Consider the following 22,193-nt stretch of genomic DNA (forward strand, 5'->3'; position numbering starts at 1 on the left):
CAAAGATGGCAACACCCGTTTTGATTTGTGGCTCGATTGCGTACGACACGATTGCTGTTTTTGAAGGCCGGTTCAAAGATCATATCCTTGCTGATCGGATTCATGCGCTGAATGTCTCTTTCTTTGTACCGACCATGCGGCGTGATTTTGGTGGTTGCGCAGGCAACATTGCCTACAACCTCAAATTGCTTGGCGGAAACCCCATCCCAGTCGGTACCGTGGGTGACGATGCGATCGATTATTTGAAACGCTTCGAAAGTCTGGGAATCGATATTAGTCTGATTCAAAAACTACCTGATACCTTCACCGCACAATGTTTCATCACCACAGATCAGGATGATAATCAGATTTCTTCTTTTCATCCTGGCGCAATGGGACGCTCAGCTGAGAACGATTTGTCTGGCCATCAAGCACCTTGGGCGATTGTCGCACCTGACTCAAAAGACGGCATGATTGCCCACGCCAAGCGGCTTCATGCACAAGGCACGCCATTTATTTTTGATCTCGGGCAGGCTATGCCTTTGTTTGACGGAGCAGAAATTTCTGCAATGCTGGAACTTGCGTCGGCCATGACGGTCAATGACTATGAGGCGAGTGTTGTTGAGCAGCGTACCGGCAAGTCGATGGAGGAACTGGCTCAAGGACTGGTTGCGATCGTGGTGACACGTGGTGCCGAGGGCGCTACCCTCTACACCAACGGGCAACAAGAGCATATCGCGGCTGTCAAGCCAACTGCGATCAGTGATCCAACCGGTTGTGGTGATGCCCATCGCGCTGGTTTGCTTTACGGATTGACGACCGGTTGGTCTTGGTCAGACGCCTGTAAGTTGGCAAGTCTGATGGGTTCGATCAAAATCGCCTCTCGCGGCCCCCAAAATCATGCACCGACGCGCGATGAAATTAGTAAACAACTGAAACATGAATTCGGATTGAGTTTAAATTAATGGATCACGATATCGCATATGATCGTGATCAAACCAGAGTAGGAGGTACCCGTTTTATGTCCAATCAACATTCTTTAATAGCCAACTGCGTTAAGGCAAGTGCTGTTGCATTGTGCGTCGTCGCTGTTGGATCTTTATCAGGTTGCGCTAAACCCAGCGCGTCAGCTAACGTGTACACCTATGGTCAGGCTCAGCGAGAGCAAATCGTCCGGTTGGGTACGGTGACGGCGGTTCGTTCAATCGTGATCCAACAAGAGCGTACCAGTGGTGCTGGACTGGTCGGTGGCGCTGCAGTGGGTGGGATTGCCGGCAATTCAGTTGGTGGCGGTAACGGTAATGCGCTTGCGACTGTGGGCGGTGCGATTCTGGGTGCCTTGGCGGGCAATGCAATTGAAGAACGCGTCGGCAAACAAGATGGTTTAGAAATTACTGTGCGTCTCGATAATGGTGAGCTTCGTGTGATCGCTCAAGAAGCCGACGTGCCGCTGGCGGTTAATCAACGCGTACAAGTGATCAGTGGTGCCGGCCCGACGCGGGTCACGCCCATCTAACTAATTATCCGGCTGCAACTGCACAACGTACTGAGGGAAAGGCAGTTCGATTCCCTCTTTATTGAACGCGTCCAGAATGGCCAGTCTGACTGTGCCCAAGGTGGCGATGACGCTCGTGGTGGGATTGATTCTGATCCACAACTGAACGATAAAAATTAATCCTCTATCGCCAAATTCGTGCAAGGTTGCCATGGGCGATGGCTCAGACAAGACCCCCTCTTGCTCGACACACGCTTGAACAAGCAAATCGATCACTCGCTTGACGTCCGAACCGTACGCGACAGTGACTTGAATTTCTCGTCTGACGTCAGGGGTTGAATAGGTCCAGTTGATTAGTTTTTGTTCAACTAAAACGCTGTTCGGTATTAAATTGTCAGTACCGTGCGCGCTCTGTATGGTTGAAAACCTAATGCCAATTGACGTGACCGTACCGGTGATGTTGTCGACTTCAACCACGTCACCGATACGAATCGACTTCTCAATCAGCAGCATCACGCCGCTAAAGAGATTTTTGAGCAGATTTTGAGTTCCAAAACCAACGCCAATTGCTAAGGCACCGCCGAAAAATGCAAACGCACTGAGTGGAATCTCGACCAGATTAAACGCACAGATGACCAGGGTGATCCCACCACCTAATGTCAGCCATCGGCCGACCACAACTGAGCGGCTTAAGGTCAACCCGGCTTTACTGACCGCAAGGGCAAGGCTTCGTTTGATGATCGTAGAAATCAGTGAGAACCCGATAAACAAAATCGCCAACGCACCGATACTTTTTCCTATGGTCACACTGCGCTTGGTCTTGATTTCGCGGCCATCGACAATGGCTGTATCGTCAACCGCAATCAACTCGTAGCGCCAGATGGTTTGAAATGCTTCACGGCTTGCTGCGGCAAAATTCTTGACGTTTTCCCACAGGTTAAGGTTTGTAGCAGCGTTTTCGATTTCTATCGCAGAGATTGCCAGCAGCTGTTTAACACGATCAGTCTGCGTATCGACTGATCGCAAATCTTCTAGCCTGGCGCTGTTTTGCTGAACCAAGCCATCATAAAAACTTTTCTCGCTTGGGCTATTTGCGTTGTTGCGTTGCTCTCTCAAGGCGATGAGCGATTGACTGTTTTCGTCAATCACCTCTTTCAGATACTGTATCCCTTGATCCAGCTTTCGACTATCTTCGCTCTGGCGAAGCTGTATGTTTTTTAGATCACTAGAAAGATTGTCTTCGTCATGAAGTTGACGCCGCATTGACCAAATATCTTTAGTCAGTAATTCCAGTTCAATGAGCGCGCGGTATTTTGCTCGGGCTGTCCGGACGCCAGCGACCGCAGCGTCCAGCGTTAGCCAAGTCCGCTTAGCTTGCGCAATTTCATTTGACGAGGCGTTTTGCCTGCTCTGTAACGTCTCGAAGAGGGCACTAGCGGCCTTAGCTTTAGCAACGGATTGCGTGAGCCGAGAACTTTCTTCTAACTCTTTCGCACGTAAACCCGCTATTTTTTTATCAATTTCCGCTAAGCGGTTATCTAAATCTTGCTGGGTGAAGGAAAACCGATTCTGATAGAAATCCCACGTTTTTTGTGTTGTAGACAATTGCACGTACAACAAGCGACGCAGCTGAAGAATAATTCGCCTTTCAATATCTGTGCGAATCAGGTCCAAATCGTACAGATCCAGTTTTGTTCTGGTTCTATCAATATCAAGGCGCAACACAGCCTCAGCTTCGGGATTCGCCCGACTGCTTGAGCTTGTCCCCAGCGACTGACGCAAATCGATTTCTGCTTGTGACCGAAGTTTCTTTTGAGCCACGATTTCTTGATCAAGAATATCGATTTTTCGATCTTGCTTATTGATTTGCGCTTTGAATTGCTGGAGAGCGACAAGGGTGTCATCCCCAACACTCAAAGGCCAGGGTGGCGTCCCAGGGGGGGGATTCCAGCTTTCTCGCTCGGCATCTGCTGCGATCGTGTTTCTGATTTGCCGGTCGAGCTCTTTGAGCAAATCGTTGATCTGAGATAAGTAGTCGATACGAGTTTGTAGCGAAGCGTCAAGCTGCATGGCGAGCAGCCGCTGTGCATCGGAGGCCTCTGCAGGCAACGCCGCCAGTGTGATTTTCGCTTTGTTGCTGTCTGCAATGGCTTGGTCGAGCTGTTTTTGCGTCTCTGTTTGTTGGGCAGTAACGGACGCGAGTTGCTCTTTACTGCCTAAGTTGTCTGCGCCAGTGACGTCTGTGCCTTTCGCACTTGGCGTTGCTGTCTTGAGCAACAGTGAGGTCATGCTTGGTGATTGCGCAAGCGACTGCCCTGTCGTAAAGAATAAAAATGAAGTGAAAACGATAGCGAAGTGCCTTAGCGCGGAGGATCTCAACATACGTTGTTTTATTTAAATGAGTAAGAGCGCAAAACTAATTTGATCGAGCACGATCAGTGCGATTTGTGCCAGGACGAACAGAATGAGGGTGGACAGGTCGATCCCGTTTAAGTTCGGCGTAATTCTGCGGATCGGAGCCAATAAGGGATCACTCAGTGTTCGTAGCACGGGCATGATGGGGGCGAGCGGGTTAATCCACGATAAAACAGTCTGTATCAGTGTTAACCAGATAATCAAATTTAATGACCAGGTCGCCACCTTGACCAGCGCAGTGACAAATAGACGAACCAGTAAGTAAGGTGGAACCAAGGATCCGGTACTGAGCATCGATATCAAAACAAGATAAGCGACGGCGATCAGATAGGCCGCGAAGAGGGAGCTCCAGTCGATATGTTTTGCTTGCGGCATCACGCGTCGTATCGGCAGGACGAGCCAGTCGGTGACTTGAGCGATCGTTTTAGCGGCTGGATTGAAGGGATGTAGGCGGACCGTGTACATCCAAGCGCGACCCAAAAGTGCTACCCCCAGCGCTGTTGAGGCAGTTTGCAAAAGAAATCTGAGGATTTCTGCAATCGTTGAAGTCATATCTCACCACTTGGACAAAGTTAGACCTTATTGTCGCATGCGAGGATCATATTCATCAGCAACTGAAATGTAAAAAACCGCCTGACAAAGCCAGGCGGTTCATCCCTACATCCATAACAAGAACTTATGGACGACCACCCGTGGGGAAAGGCCAAGATGCTGCAGGGTTCAGAGCGGTCTTCGCGCCTGGCGCTGCGGCTGTCGAGGGGGTTGCAGCTGGGGTAACAGCAGGCTTGCCTGCTGTTACCTTTTTAACTACTTTTTTTTTACAGGTGCTGCTGGTTTTGGAGCTGGAGCTTTTTTAGCTACAACTTTCTTGGCTGCTGCTTTTTTAGCAGGAGCTTTTTTTGCTGCAACTTTCTTGACTGCTGCTGTTTTAGCAGGAGCTTTTTTTGCTGCAACTTTCTTGACTGCTGCTTTTTTAGCAGGAGCTTTTTTTGCAGCGACTTTCTTAACTGCTACTTTCTTAACTGCTGCTTTTTTAGCAGGAGCTTTTTTTGCAGCGACTTTCTTAACTGCTGCAACTTTCTTTACTACTGCCTTGACTGCTGCTTTCTTGGCAGGGGCTTTCTTTGCTGCTTTTTTGGCTGTTGCCATGGTAATACTCCTTGAGTTCAGGGTCCCAAACTAAAACCCGTGCTTGACTACGTCCCACCATGGGATTTCGTGTCGCTCGAGTTATTCATCGGCACAAACTACTGCTATCTTGCATCAGTAAAAACGTTTGCACTAATGAATACGGCACAGCCATTTGAACTGAATCCCGCAACTTAGCGAGAATCAATTCAAATGGCACCGAGGCTAACTACAGCCTTCGGCATGTAATAAGCGTGAGCAAGTGTAAACCGGCGAGGGCCTATTCCCAATTCAGGGCACCTCCGGTTTGATACTCAATCACGCGAGTTTCAAAAAAGTTACGTTCTTTTTTCAGATCGATCATTTCTGCCATCCAGGGGAATGGATTTTCTTCCTGGGCGAACAGCGGCTCGATACCGATTTGCTGGCAGCGACGGTTTGCAATGAAACGCAGATAAGATTTGAACATTGGGGCATTCAAACCCAGCACGCCACGCGGCATCGTGTCTTCAGCGTAGGCATATTCAAGTTCGACGGCTTTGCTAAATAGCGCCCGAATCTCTTCACGGAAAGCGGGTGTCCACAGATGAGGATTTTCGAGCTTGATGCTGTTGATCAGGTCAATCCCAAAATTGCAGTGCATGGACTCATCACGCAGAATGTACATGTATTGTTCTGCAGCACCCGTCATCTTGTTCTGACGGCCGAGAGCAAGAATTTGTGTAAAGCCTACATAAAAGAAGAGGCCTTCCATCAGGCATGCAAAAACGATCAAGGATTTGAGCAGAGTCTGATCGTTCTCGGGCGTGCCTGTCTTGAAGTGAGGGTCTGCGATTGCATCAATGAACGGAATAAGGAACTCATCCTTGGCGCGAATGGACGGTACTTCGTTATAGGCATTGAAAATTTCTGACTCATCCAAATCCAAGCTTTCAACAATATATTGATAGGCGTGGGTATGGATTGCCTCTTCAAAGGCTTGCCGTAGTAAAAACTGACGGCATTCAGGCGCCGTGATGTGGCGATAAGTGCCCAGGACAATATTGTTAGCAGCCAGAGAATCAGCGGTGACAAAAAAGCCAAGATTGCGTTTGATGATGCGACGCTCGTCGTCGCTTAAGCCAGTTGGGTTTTTCCAGAGTGCAATGTCGCGAGACATGTTGATCTCTTGAGGCATCCAGTGGTTGGCACAAGTTGCGATGTATTTTTCCCAGGCCCATTTGTACTTAAAAGGAACTAGCTGATTGACATCGGTTTGACCGTTGATGATTCGCTTATCAGCAACATTAACGCGTCGTTGCGCTGTAGCTTCGGTAGCGATTGGTGCTTCAGGTGCAATGGCAGGAGGCAAGGCTGTATCGCCAAATACGCCCGTTGCTTGACGCAAGGCGGCAGCTGCGGCACTGGCCAAACCTAAGCCACCAACTGCCACCGATGGTGGGGTTGGCGTGGTTGCGATTACTTCGTCGTTCCAGGTAAGCATATTTCTAATCCAGTCTCGGTTATTGGCAGGCTTCGCACTCTTCGAACCCTGGGTCACCAGGTCGCATCGTGCAGGCTGCACCGAGTAATTCAGGCTCGGGCAAATTAGGTGCCATGGGGGCACTCGCAAAGGTACCGGATGTCGATCCAGCGCCCGAGGAATTTACTGCGTTCAATTCGCCACCGCGACCGGTTGATTTTTCTGCGCTGGTTGCGCCTAAAGTGCGCAGATAGTAGGTTGTTTTCAACCCTCTTAGCCAGGCAAGCTTGTACGTCTCGTCAAGTTTTTTCCCGGACGCGCCAGCCATGTAGATGTTTAGTGACTGAGCCTGATCGATCCATTTTTGCCGACGTGAAGCACACTCGACTAACCAGGAGGGCTCGATTTCGAACGCGGTCGCATAAAGGGCACGCAGTTCAGCTGGAACGCGATCGATGCGGGAAAGACTACCATCGAAGTACTTAAGGTCTGCGACCATGACTTCGTCCCATAGGCCTAGTTTCTTGAGGTCACGAACAAGGTGTTCGTTAACAACAGTGAACTCGCCGGAGAGGTTAGATTTAACGTACAAGTTTTGATAAGTTGGTTCAATGCACGCGGACACGCCAATGATATTCGATATTGTTGCAGTAGGTGCAATTGCTACACAATTTGAGTTGCGCATCCCTTGCTTTTTGATGCGTGCGCGCAACGCATCCCAATCCATCGTGCTTGATTCGTCAACTTCAACATAGCCACCGCGTTGCTCACGCAACAATGCCAGTGAGTCCTTTGGCAAGATACCTTGCGACCAAAGCGAACCATCGTAACTGGCGTAGCGACCACGTTCTGCTGCGAGATCGCTTGAGGCACTGTAAGCGTAATAGCAAACAGCTTCCATCGATTGGTCAGCAAATTCGATTGCTTGTTGCGATGCGTAAGGTGTGCGCATGATATGCAGGCAATCCTGGAAGCCCATGATGCCCATGCCCACGGGGCGGTGACGCACGTTTGAGTTGCGAGCTTTGGCTACGGCGTAGTAATTAATGTCAATGACGTTATCCAACATACGCATTGCAACGTTGATGGTGCTTTGCAATTTCGCGTGGTCAAGCGACTGCGAACCATCTGGGTTGGTCTTCAGATGACGCACAAGATTGACAGAACCCAGATTGCAAACCGCGATTTCTGAATCGTTGGTGTTCAAGGTGATTTCTGTACACAGATTTGAGCTGTGAACGACACCCACGTGTTGTTGTGGTGAGCGGATATTGCATGGGTCTTTGAACGTGATCCATGGATGACCGGTTTCAAACAACATCGATAACATTTTGCGCCACAAATCGAGCGCTGGCATTTTCTTGAACAGCGTTAGTTCACCGCGCGCGGCCTTATCTTCGTAGCCTGTGTATGCTTTCTCAAAAGCCACACCAACTTTATCGTGCAGGTCTGGACAATCCGAAGGCGAGAACAGAGTCCAGTGACCGCCTTCGAGGACTCGCTTCATGAACAGGTCTGGAATCCAGTTGGCCGTGTTCATATCGTGGGTGCGACGACGTTCGTCACCGGTGTTTTTGCGCAGATCCAGGAACTCTTCGATATCCAGGTGCCAGCTCTCGAGGTAGCAGCAAACCGCACCTTTGCGCTTGCCACCTTGGTTGACCGCGACAGCCGTATCATTGACAACTTTCAAAAAAGGCACAACGCCCTGGCTTTCACCATTGGTGCCCTTGATGTGGCTGCGCATTGCACGCACTGGTGTCCAGTCGTTGCCCAGACCGCCTGCGTATTTGGCGAGCAAGGCGTTTTCTTTAATGGCTTCGTAAATGCCGTCGAGATTATCTGAAACGGTGCTCAAGTAGCAGGACGACAGCTGTGAATGCAGCGTACCTGCATTGAACAGTGTTGGGGTCGAACTCATGAAGTCAAACGAAGACAGGATGTGATAGAACTCAATCGCACGGGTTTCACGGTCAATTTCACCAATGGATAAACCCATTGCGACCCGCATGAAAAATACTTGAGGTAATTCGATCCGTTGACCACGAATGTGCAGAAAGTAACGGTCGTAAAGGGTCTGCAAGCCAAGGTAATCAAATTGCAAGTCGCGGCTTGAATCCAGCGCGGCTGCCAAACGTGGCAAATCAAACCGCGAAAGCTCTGAATTGAGCAAACCGGCTTCGATGCCCTTTTTGATGAATTTTGGGAAATAGGCAGCGTACTCGGTTGCCATGTCTTCTTGTGACACTTCGGCCTGCAAGACTTCTTTGCGAATCGTATGCAGCAAAAGGCGAGCCGTTACCTGACTGTAAGCCGGGTCGTTTTCGACGGAAGCACGGGCTGCCAAAATCGCCGATTTGTAGACTTCTTCGACGGGCACGCCGTCATATAGATTTTTCAGCGTCTCACGCAACAGCGCTTCGGCGTCAACGAAGTCACCTAAACCGAAGCCTGCGGATTCGATTGTGGCCTTTAATTTAGCCATGTCGAGTGGCTTGGTGACGCCGTTGTCGGTCACATTGAAGGAGGTGGTCTGAGCGGGCGCCTGATCGGTTTGTGTCCGAGCCCGTTCTTGTGAGCGACGTTCACGATAAAGCACGTAGGCGCGAGCAACATCGTGTTCGCCGGAGCGCATCAGAGCCAGTTCGACGGCATCTTGTATATCTTCGATATGAAACGTGCCACCATTTGGCCGGCCACGCATCAGGACAGACACAACTTGGCGAGTCAAATTGTCGACCAGCTCGCGCACGCGGGCAGAAGCTGCGCCTTGGCCCCCATTGACGGCGAGAAAAGCCTTAGTCAAGGCGATCCCGATCTTGCTGGGTTCAAAATTGACGACTGCGCCGTTGCGACGAATGATGTGGTACTGCGAATAGGCAATTTCAGTTGGAATAGGGGCTTGACCTGCGAATGTTGGGGGCGCTTCTGAGCGAGCTAAAGGGCTGGTGGAAGTCTGCATAAGGGCTCCTGCGGCTAGCGTGACTGTTGCTACTAGATGTTGTGTTTTTTTACTTGAGTGTTACTAATTCTAGTAGTTCAGTGCCGACGAATCAACAAAAAATTTTCTTGTAAATTGCTTAATTTCAAGTCGACTGACGAATTTATCCATTAAATTAGGGGTGAGACGCATTTTTTGTTGAAACTGTGCGGGTTTTAAGCGAGAAAACCTCGCTAAGTGCTTGTTTTGTTGATTTTTATTGCGTCTAATATTAATCATTAATTGAAATAGTTGTAGTAAAAATGCACTGCTGATGAGGTTTACAGACAGAATGAAGCGTTTCAGAGCCTTAACTTTAGTGATGATGCTTTCTCTGGCGGGCTGTGCGACTGAAGAGGTGGGTCCACCGAAGCCTGAATTGCCCAAGGCGCCCGCTGAGCCGGTATGTCAGCCGACCACGGCAGGCACTCAATTGACCGGACAATGGTATTTCGTGCGTCAGCAGAAAGGTGTCGCCGGTGAGGTTCAAACCTTGATGACACTGGGCGCTGACGGCAAACTGAAGCAGCAAACACGGGTCAAACAGGGGCGCAATATTCGATCAGAGTTGCGCGAAACGGGTTGTTGGACGTTCGACGCTTCATCGCTTAAGACCCAAGTCGTCAGGTCTAACGGTGAGCTGGTGGATTTTGATGATCCCATCTACACCGTCCATTATCAGGTTGATCGTGTCACAGGCGACCGGCTAACGTTTCGCGAGTCTCGCGCGGGAAGCAAGCCCATGACAGCAAAAAAAATGCCGCCCGGTTTTCTACTCAATTAGCGCGACCGCCGTACCATCGCGACGAATGTCGGCACCCGCGTTCCAGCTATTGCCCTGTTTGAGGGCAACTTGGGTGCCTCCGTCCATTCGCCTTGCCATGAGATAGTGGCCACGCTGCGTCAAGGCCTGACTGAGTTTGCCCAGACCTGGCTCTATATTAGACAAGGCTGTCCAACTCAATGCCTGCGGGGCGGAGATGATCTGCTGAGCATCTTGGTATCCGGCAGCAATGCGCAATAGGGCATTGGCAACAAAACCCACTATGCGGTTGCCACCCCCAGCGCCGAGCGCAGCACGAACCGAACCACCTGGATTCAACATGATGCTTGGTGCAAACGACGTCATGGGACGTTTCCTGGCGGCCATTGCGTTGTACGCGCGCGTACCGGTCTCACTGCCGGATTTAGCAGCGAAATTGGTTTGAACATTATTCAGATAAAAACCACCGACTGATAGTCTTGACCCAAAGTTCTGGTTAATAGTAGTTGTCATGGATATGGTTAGCCCGTCGCCATCACAAATAACCAGGTGCGAGGTCATTGCGCTTGTCAGGCCCGTTCCATCAGGCCCGGCTGGCATATCCGCACCCAGCTGGCCATGCTTGACCGAACCCATGACTTGCCGCAGATCAATCAATTTTGCACGCTCAGCAAGATAGGCGGGATCGAGTAAGGCCGCTTGTACCGACGTGGGCGTTTGCTCGCCGATATAAGCGCCTCGGTCCGAGAATGCCAAGCGACCTGCTTGCATGACTGCATGGGTGAGATCGGCGCTATCGCCCAGATCCTGGCCAGCGAAACCGAGTGACTCCATCATTTGCACGATCTGCCCGACTGCGATTCCACCGAATACTGGTGCGGGTGCTGTCAAAATCTTTGATCCATTGAAGTCATAGGTCGCGGGAGCTTTATCTAGCGCCGTGTAGTCTGCCAGATCCTGCCGTGTCATACGACCGGGAAACAAATCGCCGTTGACGACCGCGATGAGCTCTTCAGCTATGTCGCCCTCATAGAAAGCGCTCGCCCCTTGTTCGGCAACGATCGAGAGTGTTTTCGCATAAGCGGCATTGCGAATGATTGAGCCCTCGGGCATGACCCGGCGTTTACCCCCACAATAGATTTCATGGGCGAGGCGTTCGTCTTGTATGGATCCTATTTCTGTGATCGTTTTGATCAGATAGGGCGGGATACTAAAACCCTCAGTGGCGTGCTGCCTCGCTGGGTCGAAAGCCTTCGCCCAAGGTTGTTTGCCGAATCTCTTGTGCAGGTTTTCTAGTGCCCTGAGCGTACCAGGCACCCCCACTGTCCGGCCACCAGACATGGCTCTCTCGCGAGGGATAGCACGACCATCAAAGTCGCGTTCAAGGCTGTCCGTTACGCTTGCGGGCGATGCGGCTAAGCCATCGATTACACCCGAGGCACCCGTTCTTTCATCGTGCCAGACAATAACTGTGCCGCCACCAAAACCTGACGCATGAGGCTCAACCAGTCCAAGTACAGCTTGTGCAGCAACAACCGCATCGGCGGCTGAACCGCCGTTTTTGATCGCGGTGATCGCAGCGAGTGATGCAAGTGGCGACGCCGTGGCTGCGACTGCTTGCCCGGTAGCGCCTCTCTGGCGGCTTTGGTCGTGATCAAGGTCCTTGCTTTTTGGTAGCGTGTAATAGAGCGTGTGCATAGCTGTCTTTAGAAAATCATTGTTCTTGTTGAAAAAATGCTGTCAAAACGAGCGGTGAAACGTAGAATACCTTGCAACGTATCTAAAACAAACCTATTCAACACCCATGGTCGATTCGCGACAGTCTCAAAAAAACTACCAAGTAAAAGGGTTAATGGGCCCTGTCACCATTCAGATCGATTGCTGGGGCGTGCCACACATAGAAGCTCAAAACATAGCCGATGCTTTTTTTGGTCAAGGTTATGCAGCTGCCCTGATGCGGCTGTGGCAGCTCGATCTCAATCATCGCAGGCAAGTGGGTAAGCTCGCTGAGGTCTTCGGTGCTGCCTTCGTTCCGTTTGATCACGTGGCGAGGCTGCTGATGTTTCGGGGCCCGATCGAGTCAGAGTGGGCGAAGCTCGATAGCAAGGTTGAAGGGATAGCAAGTGCCTTCGTTGCGGGCATTAACGCGCGCATTGACCAAATCCAGGCGGATCCGGCTTTGTTGCCACCGGAGTTCGTTGCGCTCAAGATGACGCCTGATCGCTGGATAAAAGATGACCTGTTGCGTTGCCGAGTCTCGGCCTCTCCTAATATCCAGGGCGAAATCCGTCGAGTGATGCTGGCGCAACGCAATGCGCTTGCTCTTGACACACTTGCCCACCCACTCGAGCCAGAGTGGCCGCTCACGGTACCCGCCGGCCTGGATGTTTTTAAAATAAGTAGCGATGACTTGAAACTGCTGAACTATCGCGTCGCACCCTTGCCGTTTGACAAGATCGTGCAGGTCGCTGGCGCTGATCAGGCAACCGTTGCCGAGTTGTTTCAACCAGATATCGACTCTCGAAACGGCAGCAACGCTTGGGTCATTGGTCCTAAACATACACATACAGGCCGCGCGATTCTGGCAAATGACCCCCATTTACCGTATAGCGTTCCTAGCCCGAGAATGGTCTGCCATCTCAAGGCACCTGGTCTGAACTTGATCGGTGCTGGCCCAGTGTGGCGCCCTGGCGTACAGTTCGGCCATAACGAGTACATCGCTTTCGGCCGCACTGACTTTCAAATCGATCAAGAAGATTTGTATGTGCTTGAAGTCAACGCAGCCGGTACGCAATACCAAGGTTTCAAGGCAACAGAATCGATCGCCCGAATCTCTGAAGAAATTCTGGTTCGTGGCCAACTGCCTGTCAAAGTCGATCTCGCTTTCACGCCACTTGGTCCCATCATTGCAGAAGATAGGCAAGTGGGGCGGGCCGTCGTGCTGCGCGCTGCCTGGCTCGAGCCAGGTGCAGCAACCAATTTAGAATATGTACCCAAAGTGTTTGCGACCAATTGGGATGAGTTTCGAGCTGCGATTCGGCATGCGGTGTGGGGTACAAACTACATGTTTGCTGATACTCACGGCAACATTGGGTGGCAGTCGGCTGGTCGGGTGCCAGTACGGCCCAATCATGACGGCTTGATGCCTGTGCCCGCCGCTGGCGATTATCCCTGGTCGGGGATTTTGCCCATTGAGAGCATGCCTGGTGAGTTCAATCCACCACGAGGCTGGATAGCCAGTGCCAATCAGATGCCATTCCCCGCTGACTGGCCTGTAGCTGAGCGTCGAATCAGTTTTGAGTGGACCGCAAACGACAGGCATCGCCGGTTGGTGTCCATTTTTTCAGACATGAAACCGAATCACTCTATTACTGATAGTTGGTGTGTGCAGCAGGATATTTATTCAGGTCGCGCTAAAGTCCTGGTAGACCTGTTGCGTCAAACACAAGGCGGTGACACAACGGCGCGTGCCTTACTCGAGCGTTGGGAGCACGACATCGCAGCAGACAGTCCGGCTGCAGGTCTGTATGAATACTGGTGGGCGTATCTACAGCGAGAAGTGCGTAGCCTTGTCGTCCCCGCACATATCAACGATCTAATCACCCTGGTTCATCCGCATGTTGCCTTGGCTGCGTTAACCAATCCGGATAGCCGGTTCGGCGCGCAGCCCGAAATCAAACGAAATGCGTTGTTAGTGCTCTGTCTTGATCGCGCCTACGCGCATCTTAAGACGCTTGCTCAGACGCTCGGTACCCAGTCAGATCAAGTGATCCCGAACTGGGGACGGCTGCACGAGATGCATCTGAAGCATCCGCTTAAGTCGAAATTGCCAGGCGCTCTGGCCGAGCTTGCAGATGTGAAAGGCCGTGGTTCATCTGGCGATGGATCGACGGTTTATGCCCGCTGGTGGCCAGGTATTGATCATCACACCGTGACGGGCGGGTCTAGTTTTCGTGCGGTGATTGATGTGGGCAATTGGTGGGTCTCGATGGCGTCGATGGGCCCTGGTCAGGCTGGTTCGCCCGGCGATCAACATTATAGCGATTTGTACCAACCCTGGATGGATAACGTGCCCGTCCCGCTTGCCTTTCATCAAGAACAGGTTAACGAGTTAACCCGCTCGGTCATTAATTTGGCTGCGTCCTCTGATTAGCCAAACATTTTTTGTACATGGATAGGTCAATGAAGCTTAAACATTTTCTGCTCGCGGTACTGGTTTCTTTCAGCAATCTCTCGCTCGGCCAACAACGCGACACCCTGAGTATTGGCATGGTGCAGTTTCCACCTGACTTGCATCCAAACATCACGGTGACCAGCGTAAAAGATACGATTCTTGCGGCGGCACGCAGGACGATGACTGGGTATACGGCTAAGGGAGAGGTGATCTGCTTGTTGTGCACGGAATTACCAAGTATTGCTAACGGTCGTGCCAAGGTTACCAAGCGTAGCGATGGCAGCGATGGGATGGAAGTCGTCTTTACGCTTAAGGACAATCTGTTCTGGGGTGATGGTCAACCAGTCACGGCCAAAGATGTCGCCTTCGGGTTTGAAGTCGAGCGCGCCTTTTCTGTACCGCCCACTGTCGAGCAAGTCGAAGCCCTTGATGCTCGCAATGTGAAAGTTACCTTGCGGGTGGTTCGTTATGATTTTGATCGGTCCGCACCAACCCCTATCCCAGAACACATCGAAGGATCAATTTTCAGGGCTGCGGCGAACCCTCTCGATTATGGTCAGAAATCGCTGTTTAACCGTAAACCAGAAGAACCGGGCTTATGGATGGGGCCTTATCGAATCAGCGAATTCAGGCCGAATGAATCGGTCGCACTCGTCCCCAATACTTATTGGAAAGGGCAGGCGCCCTGGTTTAAGCGGATCACTTTCCGACTGGTTGAAAATACGGCTGCTTTGCAAGCCAATTTGCTGTCAGGCGCAGTTGATATGGTCGCGACAGGCAATATCGGCCTGACACTCGATCAGCATCTCGCGATGATGAAAACCGACGCAGATAAATTTGATTGGACGTTTGTGCCGTCGGTTGCAAGCTATGAACATCTGAGTGTGCAATTCGATAATGCTTTTCTGGCTGACAAGCGCGTGCGACAAGCGATTCAAATGGGGATCGACCGCAAGACGATCGTTGAAAAAGTGTTTGGGAATCGCTTCGAAATATCGCACTCGTTTAAACACCCCACTCAATTCGGGTGGGATGACGGGGTCAAGAAATATGCCTACGATCCCAAGGCCGCACGTGCATTGCTTGAGCAGGCTGGATATAAGCCCGGCGCTGACAAAATTCTGGTCAATGCCAACGGTGAGAAGCTGTCCCTTGATCTGGTTTCAACGTCGGGCAACCGCACTCGAGAGTTGATTGAGCAAGTCATCCAGACGCAATTGAAAGCAATCGGCATCGAGATTGTGATAAAAAACGAGCCAGCCAGAGTGATGTTTGGCGAAACGCTGCGCAAACGTAACTTCAAAGGATTAGTCGAGTTTCAAACTGACGCGGCACTCGATATGGTGCCTCACACTTATTTTCATTCGAGCCAAATCCCCACAGAACAAAATAATTGGACTGGCTTGAACTACATGGGCTACAACAACCCGGCCATGGATGCTGCTTTGGTCGAGGCTTGGGGTGCCTTGGATCCCGTTGTGAGAAAAGCTGCCTGGAAAAAAATTCTCGATATCATTGCCGACGATTTGCCTGAAATCTATCTTTATTTTCCGACCAGCGCTTTGCTTGCCCCGAAATGGATGACAGGCGTGGCAAACGATACGCGCTGGGGGCTTATCACTGCCTGGGTTGAAGAATGGCGGCCTAAATAAATGAATAGCTTGCCGTTGCGGGCTGTCGAGGTCATGCCATGATTGATTTTGCACTCAAGCGAATCGGTGGACTGGTTTTTGTTTTGTTGCTCACTTCATTTGTGATCTTCGCGCTGATCGGGTTGATGCCAGGTGATCCAATCGACTTGTTGATGTCCGCTAATCCGAACATGATGCCCGAAGACGTGACCAAGCTGCGAGCAATCTATGGCGTTGATCAACCGATTTGGTCGCGTTACAGCAGCTGGTTGCAAGCGGCGTTGTCTGGCGACTTCGGGTTCTCGCGTATGCAGCACCGGCCTGTAATGGAAATCCTGATACCAGCGCTTGGCAATACCATCATTTTGACTGCAACAGCCTTTGTGATTAGCGTCAGCCTGGCCATGATTCTGGGTACGCTTGCGGCCGTTAATCAAGGTAGAAAAATTGATCGGCTCATTAGTTTGTTTGCGTTTCTGGTGATTTCTGTCCCGGGTTTCTGGCTGGGCTTGATGTTTATCTATTTATTCGCAGTGAAGTTTGGTGTTTTGCCCGCGGGGGGTATGCCCCGAACCGATCAACAATACCAGCCGATCGCTTACTTGATCCTTCCTTGCCTGACCCTGGTCTTAATTGAAATTGGTGGCCTGACACGCTATGTCAGATCCGCCATGATCGAGGCCTTGGGGCAGGACTACATCAGAACGGCTCGTGCCAAAGGGCAAACTCAGTTCGCAATTGTTTGTCGGCATGCATTGCGTAACGCAATGATTCCCATCATGACCATTATCGCGCTTGGCTTTGGCCATTTACTGTCTGGTGCGACGCTCATCGAGACGATGTTTGGCTGGCGCGGGATGGGACGGTTGATTTACGAATCCATCATGGGTAACGACTACAACCTGGCACTCGTGTGCCTGCTCGTCACTACCTTGATGGTGCTCCTTGGGAGCATCATTGCAGATATTTCGTACTCAATCCTTGATCCAAGAATTGGCTTATCAGGGCGGCGCAAATGACGGCCTCGGATGCATCGCTGCAAAAAGACACGAGTCAGTCGCAGGGAATCTGGGCTGTCAGGTTTCGAGTCTTTGCCTCGGATTACGCCGCCGTCGCAGGCACGCTCGTTTTATTGTGTGCGGCGCTGCTGTGTGGTGCGGTTGAGTGGTTCGAGAGCTTGCTTGACGTCAGTGGTGTTGAAACCGACCTGCTGGGCAGGTTTGAACCGCCGTCTGCTCAGCACTGGTTGGGCACTGATGATGCTGGTCGTGACGAGCTCATGCGACTGTTGCGAGGTGGAGGCGTTTCGCTCTCGATTGCTGTCATCGCAGGGATAGGGGCCTCTTTAATTGGCATCCTTATCGGTGTTTGTGCTGGTTACTTTCGTGGCAAAGTCGACGCGTTGTTGATGCGTTTCGCAGATTTCATCATGTCACTACCCAGCCTGCCTTTGCTGATTATTCTGGCAGCGCTGGATCTGACCAAACTTGGTTTTTCGGCTGAATTTGTGCGCTCTGGCTCGGCAGGTTATTGGCGCATTATCGTGATTTTTATACTCCTGGGCTGGACAGGTGTCGCGCGTTTAATGCGTGCTTCCACTCTCGCACTAAACGACACCGAGTTTGTTCTTGCAGCCCGAGCGCAGGGGGCTTCTCATCTGCGGATGATGCTGGTGCATATAATCCCAAATGCGATTTCGCCCGTCATCGTGGCCACCACACTGGCGATGGGACGAATTATCCTTGCTGAATCAGCGCTAAGCTTCCTAGGGGTTGGCATTCAACCTCCGTCGACCAGTTGGGGCAGCATGCTCAATAATGCGCAAGAGTTGCTCGTCGTCTCACCCCCTCTGGCGCTTTATCCGGGGCTTGCGATTTTGCTTGCAGTGGTTTCCATTAACTTTATGGGTGATGGATTCCATAAAGCGTTTAATCCAAAGAGTATTGAGGGCAGGTAATCTTTATGTCAAAACGTTTAATGATCGGTGTCAGTGTTTGTCTTATGCATCCTGATCCTGCACGCAAAGTCGTACCGCGTAAGACTTTGCAGTTTATTGAACAATCAACTGCGCATTGGGTCGCGGCAGGCGAGGCATTGCCGGTTTTGATCCCTTCGCCTTATGGCAGTGCTGCTACGAGCCTGATTTCGTGTGCGGATTACGCAGACCAGCTAGATGGTCTGGTGCTTCACGGGGGTGCTGATATTTGGCCTGGTCACTATGGCGAAGAGCCGCTTAAGCCAGAATGGTCGGGTGATGCGGCCCGTGATGTCTATGAACTCGCGTTAACCAAAGCCTTCGTGGCGGCTGGCAAACCCGTGTTTGGCCTTTGCAGAGGGCTGCAACTGATCAATGTTGCGTTTGGTGGGACACTTTACCAAGATGTGATCACTCAAACCCAGACACCGGTCGCACATCGCAACAGCGCGCTCTATGAAAATAATTTGCATGGCCTCGTGGTTGATCCCGCAAGCCGTCTTGCTCAGCTTCTGCCCGCCTCAGAGCCGCTAGCGGTTAACAGTATTCATCATCAAGCGATCAAAGATCTTGCACCAGGCTTTGACATCGAGGCAAGATCAGCTGATGACGGTTTGATCGAAGCGATTCGTGGCTCAGGTGATAGTTATATCGCGGCCGTGCAATGGCATCCAGAAATGTATGAGTCGACTAACGGGATGACTGACTGCTTACCCTTATTGCGAGATTTTCTGGACGCGGCGCTGCAACGACGAGACCAGGCGGCACGACCTTTAAGCCGCGCGGCCTGATGGGCTGATTAGGCTTTGTGTGTCGTGTAGAACACTGGACCTTCAGGCTGAAAATCAAGCCACTCTTTTCGAACTGCCATCAGGTTGTAGATAGCACCCAGCGGTATGTAGGGGACTTCCTCGAACACTTGCAATTGAATCTGTCGGCACAATTCTTGCCGTTCGGCCAGGTCTTTGGCATAAAACCACTGAGTTCTCAGGTCTTCAATCTTCTGATTGGTCGGCCAGCCAAACCAGGCTTGTTTGCCAGTGCCGCGGATACCCAGATTACTGGCTGGATCGAGATTGCTGGTCCCGACCATTGCGGTGAAAGCGACGTTCCAGCCACCCGCCTCAGGCGCATCTTGATTATTGCGCTTTTGTAGGTAGCTTCCCCAGTCCATCGAGCGCACGTCGATTTTAAGACCGAGTTTCTTAAAAAGATCAGCGGTGATCAAAGCAGAGGCGTGATGCGTGGGTGAGTCAACCGGGTCAAGCAGCACAATGGCCTGACCGTTATGCCCAGATTCTTTGATCAGTTTCCTGGCAAGATCAAAATCACGTTTACCTGTCAGCTTTTCAAGACCCGCATCGTTTGCCATGGGTGTGCCTGGGGCAAAAACACCCACTTTATCGCTCCAGTATTCGGGGAAGTCAGCCCCGTTGGCAGCTGTCATGTAGTCATTTTGCCTGACCACAGCCAGGATGGCGCGACGCATGAGCACGTTATTGAAAGGCGCTTGCAAGTGATTAAAACGCATCAGCGGGATGGACGGCACGCTGCCTTTGATTAAGCGGATCGAAGGATCTTTACTGAGTACAGGGATGAAATCGTTGTCAACGGTTTCAATACCGTCTACCTCGTTGTTTTGAAGCGCAGCTACCGCCGTGGCGCGATCATTGATGATTTGCCACTTCAGATCCTGGATGTGTGCAACCTTAGGGCCGGCGGTATTCGAGCTCTGACCGTCTGCACGGGGCACATAAGCCTCGAATTTCTCGTATACAACCTGAGATCCCGACACCCATTTAGACGCAATAAACTTGAAGGGATCGCTGCCGACTATTTCTTTGATCGCCACCCCGTCGCTTGCGCTGATAATGCGCTCGGGCATGATTGAAGACGCCGGGCCGGAGAGGGCGTAGGCGACTAAGGGAAAGGGTTTGGACAAAGTAATGCGGACGGTTTGCGGATCAGGTGCACTGAGTTCGGTAACCAGACCCATGAAGGTTTGTCCGAGTGGATTACTCTTGCCATACCGTTTGATGCTCGCGATCACGTCTTGTGTGCGAACCGGGCTGTCATCGTGAAACTTAAGTCCTGGTCGTAGATGCAAATCCCAGACTAGGCCCGCTGGATCAATCGAATATTCGCTCACCATTTGAGGTTTGGTTGTATAGCTTGAATCCGATCCGAACAAGTTGTCGAACACTTGCATCGCATGACAGGCGGTAATCGTCGCTGTCGTAAATGTTGGGTCGAGCAAGGTCAAATCGTTAGCTGGTACCCACCTGAAAAGCGTGCGCTTTGCTTGGGCGCAAGCGGCAAAAGGTATTAAGTCGAGCCCGGCTAAGGCGCCAGCGCTTGCAATAAATGTTCTGCGTTGCATCGTCTTCTCTTTTAATGAGGTGTGTTGCACATCGCTTAGATTCTCTTGGCGAGCCGCGGGTCAATGGCATCACGCAAACCATCGCCCAGCATATTTAAGGACAATATCGTAAAAGACAAAAATAGTGCTGGAAAAGCAATCAAATAGGGTTTGATCTGCCACAGCGTGCGCCCCTCGGCCATGATATTGCCCCAGGAGGGGGTTGAGGGGGGAACCCCGGCACCGATGAAAGACAGGCTCGCTTCAATCAGGATTGCCAAGCCACAAATATAGGTAATCTGAACCGTCAGCGCCGCGATGGTGTTGGGGAAAATGTGCGTGACGATGATGCGCAAAGGCCCAGCACCAGCAGCCACCGCCGACTCGACGTAAGGCAGCTCGCGTAAGGTCAGTGATAGGCCGCGTATCAAGCGGACCACACGGGGGATTTCAGCAATGGTGATCACCATGATCACGTTTTGTATTGACGGTTTAGTGAGGGCGATCAAGGCTATCGCGATCAAGATGGTGGGGATGGCCATCATGCCGTCAATAATTCTCATGGCGATGGCGTCGATGATGCGGTTAAAACCCGCTGCCAGACCGATCACTGTGCCGATCACTGCCGATAAGAGGGCAACGGTAAATCCAACGATAAGCGATACCCGGGCCCCATATAAAACGCGCGAATAGACATCTCGCCCCAACAGGTCGGTGCCAAACCAGAACTGGGCATTGGGTGGCCGCGCCCGTAGTGCGGGAGATATCGCTGTTGGGTCGATGGTACCGAGCCACGGTGCAAGCAGAGCAATGATGCACAGAAGCGTCAGCGTCGCGGTACCGATCGCAATTGAAGGATGATATTTGATGAGCTTAAGCAGGTAGCGCATCAGTATTTAATCCTGGGGTCAAATATGCGGTACAGCAAATCGACCCCTAAATTGACTAACACGTACATGAAACTAAACATCAAGATCACACCCTGAATAATCGGATAGTCTCTTCTCAAAATGGCATCAACCGTCAGGCGTCCGATGCCTGGTATAGAAAAAACCGTTTCGGTAATGACTGCCCCACCAATCAACAGGGCCACCCCGCTACCAATCACAGTAATGACGGGCACTGCCACGTTTTTTAAGGCATGACGAAACAGCACGGTCTCATCACTGACGCCCTTAGCTCTCGCCGTACGGATGTAGTCCTGAGTCAGCGTTTCTAATAATGTGGCTCGTGTAATCCTTGTGATTAGCGCGACATAGGCGCTGCATAGAGCAACAGTCGGCAGGATAAGCGTGCGGAGAGATGCCCAAAAGCCTTCAGAGAAAGGGATGTAGCCTTGAACGGGAAGCAAACCGAATTTGATGCCAACGATCCAGGCGATCAAGTAGCCAATGACAAAAGACGGGATTGAGAAACTCACGACGGTCAGCATGACCACCAGTCGGTCAAAGGCACCGTTACGAAACCAGGCGGCGAGTGCGCCAAGCGGGATTGCGATGAGCATCGACGACACCAAGGTCATGAGCATCAGGGTAATGGTGGGTGTTAAATGTTGCCCAATCATATGGGACACCGACAAGCCGGTGAAGATTGACTCACCTAAGTCCCCTTGCACCACTCGCCAGAGCCACTGCGCAAAGCGAAAGAAAAACGGTTGATCCAGGCTCAGGCTTGCTCTGATCCGGGCAATGTCTTGTGCAGTGGCGTCCTCACCCGCCAACAGAATGACGGGATCGCCGGGCGTTAAATTGAGCAATGAAAAAACAAAAAAGGCGACGACCAGCATGACCGGTAGTGTCAGCAGTAACCGTCTTGCTGTGTAAGCCAACATC

General features: G+C 51.4%; 16 protein-coding genes and 1 pseudogene. 8 read left to right on the forward strand and 9 right to left on the reverse strand.

Annotated elements, in window-relative coordinates:
• Window positions 1-5: 5 nt before the first annotated feature.
• On the forward strand, window positions 6-944 hold the full coding sequence (locus BCM14_RS12560; RefSeq protein WP_106228388.1) for a carbohydrate kinase family protein: 939 nt from the start codon (window positions 6-8) through the stop codon (window positions 942-944).
• A 56-nt stretch (window positions 945-1,000) separates the two neighbouring features.
• Window positions 1,001-1,495, forward strand: a complete 495-nt coding sequence (locus BCM14_RS12565; RefSeq protein WP_106228504.1) for an outer membrane lipoprotein — start codon at window positions 1,001-1,003, stop codon at window positions 1,493-1,495.
• On the opposite strand, the gene BCM14_RS12570 is transcribed toward BCM14_RS12565, so the two are convergent.
• From BCM14_RS12570 to BCM14_RS12590, 5 genes and pseudogenes are all read right to left on the reverse strand, one after another.
• A complete protein-coding gene (locus BCM14_RS12570; protein WP_259673605.1) occupies window positions 1,496-3,763 on the reverse strand; it encodes a mechanosensitive ion channel domain-containing protein in 2,268 nt (755 codons plus the stop codon).
• A gap of 105 nt (window positions 3,764-3,868) precedes the next feature.
• Window positions 3,869-4,441 carry a YggT family protein gene (locus BCM14_RS12575; protein ID WP_106228390.1) on the reverse strand — a complete coding sequence of 191 codons (573 nt, stop codon included), beginning with the start codon at window positions 4,439-4,441 and terminating at the stop codon, window positions 3,869-3,871.
• A gap of 124 nt (window positions 4,442-4,565) precedes the next feature.
• A pseudogene (locus tag BCM14_RS12580) lies at window positions 4,566-5,038 on the reverse strand (histone H1-like DNA-binding protein).
• Between the two features lie 259 nt (window positions 5,039-5,297).
• On the reverse strand, window positions 5,298-6,500 hold the full coding sequence (locus BCM14_RS12585; protein ID WP_106228391.1) for a ribonucleotide-diphosphate reductase subunit beta: 1,203 nt from the start codon (window positions 6,498-6,500) through the stop codon (window positions 5,298-5,300).
• Between the two features lie 19 nt (window positions 6,501-6,519).
• Entirely contained in the window at window positions 6,520-9,441 is a 2,922-nt protein-coding gene (locus BCM14_RS12590) for a ribonucleoside-diphosphate reductase subunit alpha (protein WP_106228392.1), read from the reverse strand.
• A 310-nt stretch (window positions 9,442-9,751) separates the two neighbouring features.
• Between BCM14_RS12590 and BCM14_RS12600 the strand changes: the two genes are divergently transcribed.
• Window positions 9,752-10,243 (forward strand): hypothetical protein, encoded by a 492-nt coding sequence (locus BCM14_RS12600; protein WP_106228394.1) that lies wholly within the window; start codon window positions 9,752-9,754, stop codon window positions 10,241-10,243.
• Here BCM14_RS12600 and BCM14_RS12605 read toward each other — a convergent pair.
• On the reverse strand, window positions 10,232-11,920 hold the full coding sequence (locus BCM14_RS12605) for a gamma-glutamyltransferase family protein (protein ID WP_106228395.1): 1,689 nt from the start codon (window positions 11,918-11,920) through the stop codon (window positions 10,232-10,234). The genes BCM14_RS12600 and BCM14_RS12605 overlap by 12 nt on opposite strands.
• Window positions 11,921-12,074: 154 nt before the next feature.
• Between BCM14_RS12605 and BCM14_RS12610 the strand changes: the two genes are divergently transcribed.
• The 5 genes from BCM14_RS12610 to BCM14_RS12630 are packed head-to-tail and all read left to right on the forward strand — an operon-like array spanning window position 12,075 to window position 18,793.
• Window positions 12,075-14,375, forward strand: a complete 2,301-nt coding sequence (locus BCM14_RS12610; protein ID WP_259673607.1) for a penicillin acylase family protein — start codon at window positions 12,075-12,077, stop codon at window positions 14,373-14,375.
• Window positions 14,376-14,404: 29 nt separating this feature from the next.
• The gene (locus BCM14_RS12615; protein ID WP_259673608.1) at window positions 14,405-16,048 is read left to right on the forward strand and encodes a peptide ABC transporter substrate-binding protein; all 1,644 of its coding nucleotides are present in this window, start codon (window positions 14,405-14,407) and stop codon (window positions 16,046-16,048) included.
• Window positions 16,049-16,086: 38 nt separating this feature from the next.
• Complete coding sequence (locus BCM14_RS12620) at window positions 16,087-17,046, forward strand: ABC transporter permease (protein ID WP_106228398.1); 960 nt, start codon at window positions 16,087-16,089, stop codon at window positions 17,044-17,046.
• Window positions 17,043-17,984, forward strand: coding sequence for an ABC transporter permease (locus tag BCM14_RS12625; protein WP_106228399.1), 942 nt, complete (start codon window positions 17,043-17,045; stop codon window positions 17,982-17,984). Before BCM14_RS12620 ends, BCM14_RS12625 begins: the two co-directional genes overlap by 4 nt.
• A gap of 5 nt (window positions 17,985-17,989) precedes the next feature.
• Complete coding sequence (locus tag BCM14_RS12630) at window positions 17,990-18,793, forward strand: gamma-glutamyl-gamma-aminobutyrate hydrolase family protein (protein WP_106228400.1); 804 nt, start codon at window positions 17,990-17,992, stop codon at window positions 18,791-18,793.
• Window positions 18,794-18,801: 8 nt separating this feature from the next.
• On the opposite strand, the gene BCM14_RS12635 is transcribed toward BCM14_RS12630, so the two are convergent.
• The 3 genes from BCM14_RS12635 to BCM14_RS12645 are packed head-to-tail and all read right to left on the reverse strand — an operon-like array spanning window position 18,802 to window position 22,192.
• A complete protein-coding gene (locus BCM14_RS12635; protein WP_106228401.1) occupies window positions 18,802-20,382 on the reverse strand; it encodes an ABC transporter substrate-binding protein in 1,581 nt (526 codons plus the stop codon).
• A 35-nt stretch (window positions 20,383-20,417) separates the two neighbouring features.
• Window positions 20,418-21,251: an ABC transporter permease gene (locus BCM14_RS12640; RefSeq protein WP_106228402.1), complete on the reverse strand. Its 834-nt coding sequence runs from the start codon at window positions 21,249-21,251 to the stop codon at window positions 20,418-20,420.
• A complete protein-coding gene (locus BCM14_RS12645) occupies window positions 21,251-22,192 on the reverse strand; it encodes an ABC transporter permease (protein ID WP_106228403.1) in 942 nt (313 codons plus the stop codon). Before BCM14_RS12645 ends, BCM14_RS12640 begins: the two co-directional genes overlap by 1 nt.
• Window position 22,193: the final 1 nt, after the last annotated feature.

The organism is Jezberella montanilacus (genome assembly GCF_003003055.1).
GTDB classification, from domain to species: Bacteria; Pseudomonadota; Gammaproteobacteria; order Burkholderiales; family Burkholderiaceae_B; genus Zwartia; species Zwartia montanilacus.

What these genes read in the sequence shown, in the direction of transcription:
- BCM14_RS12560 (WP_106228388.1), top strand. Translation starts at nt 6, where the DNA reads ATGGCAACACCCGTTTTGATTTGTGGCTCGATTGCGTACGACACGATT.
- BCM14_RS12565 (WP_106228504.1), top strand. Translation starts at nt 1,001, where the DNA reads ATGTCCAATCAACATTCTTTAATAGCCAACTGCGTTAAGGCAAGTGCT.
- BCM14_RS12570 (WP_259673605.1), bottom strand. Translation starts at nt 3,763, where the DNA reads ATGACCTCACTGTTGCTCAAGACAGCAACGCCAAGTGCGAAAGGCACA.
- BCM14_RS12575 (WP_106228390.1), bottom strand. Translation starts at nt 4,441, where the DNA reads ATGACTTCAACGATTGCAGAAATCCTCAGATTTCTTTTGCAAACTGCC.
- BCM14_RS12585 (WP_106228391.1), bottom strand. Translation starts at nt 6,500, where the DNA reads ATGCTTACCTGGAACGACGAAGTAATCGCAACCACGCCAACCCCACCA.
- BCM14_RS12590 (WP_106228392.1), bottom strand. Translation starts at nt 9,441, where the DNA reads ATGCAGACTTCCACCAGCCCTTTAGCTCGCTCAGAAGCGCCCCCAACA.
- BCM14_RS12600 (WP_106228394.1), top strand. Translation starts at nt 9,752, where the DNA reads ATGAAGCGTTTCAGAGCCTTAACTTTAGTGATGATGCTTTCTCTGGCG.
- BCM14_RS12605 (WP_106228395.1), bottom strand. Translation starts at nt 11,920, where the DNA reads ATGCACACGCTCTATTACACGCTACCAAAAAGCAAGGACCTTGATCAC.
- BCM14_RS12610 (WP_259673607.1), top strand. Translation starts at nt 12,075, where the DNA reads ATGGGCCCTGTCACCATTCAGATCGATTGCTGGGGCGTGCCACACATA.
- BCM14_RS12615 (WP_259673608.1), top strand. Translation starts at nt 14,405, where the DNA reads ATGAAGCTTAAACATTTTCTGCTCGCGGTACTGGTTTCTTTCAGCAAT.
- BCM14_RS12620 (WP_106228398.1), top strand. Translation starts at nt 16,087, where the DNA reads ATGATTGATTTTGCACTCAAGCGAATCGGTGGACTGGTTTTTGTTTTG.
- BCM14_RS12625 (WP_106228399.1), top strand. Translation starts at nt 17,043, where the DNA reads ATGACGGCCTCGGATGCATCGCTGCAAAAAGACACGAGTCAGTCGCAG.
- BCM14_RS12630 (WP_106228400.1), top strand. Translation starts at nt 17,990, where the DNA reads ATGTCAAAACGTTTAATGATCGGTGTCAGTGTTTGTCTTATGCATCCT.
- BCM14_RS12635 (WP_106228401.1), bottom strand. Translation starts at nt 20,382, where the DNA reads ATGCAACGCAGAACATTTATTGCAAGCGCTGGCGCCTTAGCCGGGCTC.
- BCM14_RS12640 (WP_106228402.1), bottom strand. Translation starts at nt 21,251, where the DNA reads ATGCGCTACCTGCTTAAGCTCATCAAATATCATCCTTCAATTGCGATC.
- BCM14_RS12645 (WP_106228403.1), bottom strand. Translation starts at nt 22,192, where the DNA reads ATGTTGGCTTACACAGCAAGACGGTTACTGCTGACACTACCGGTCATG.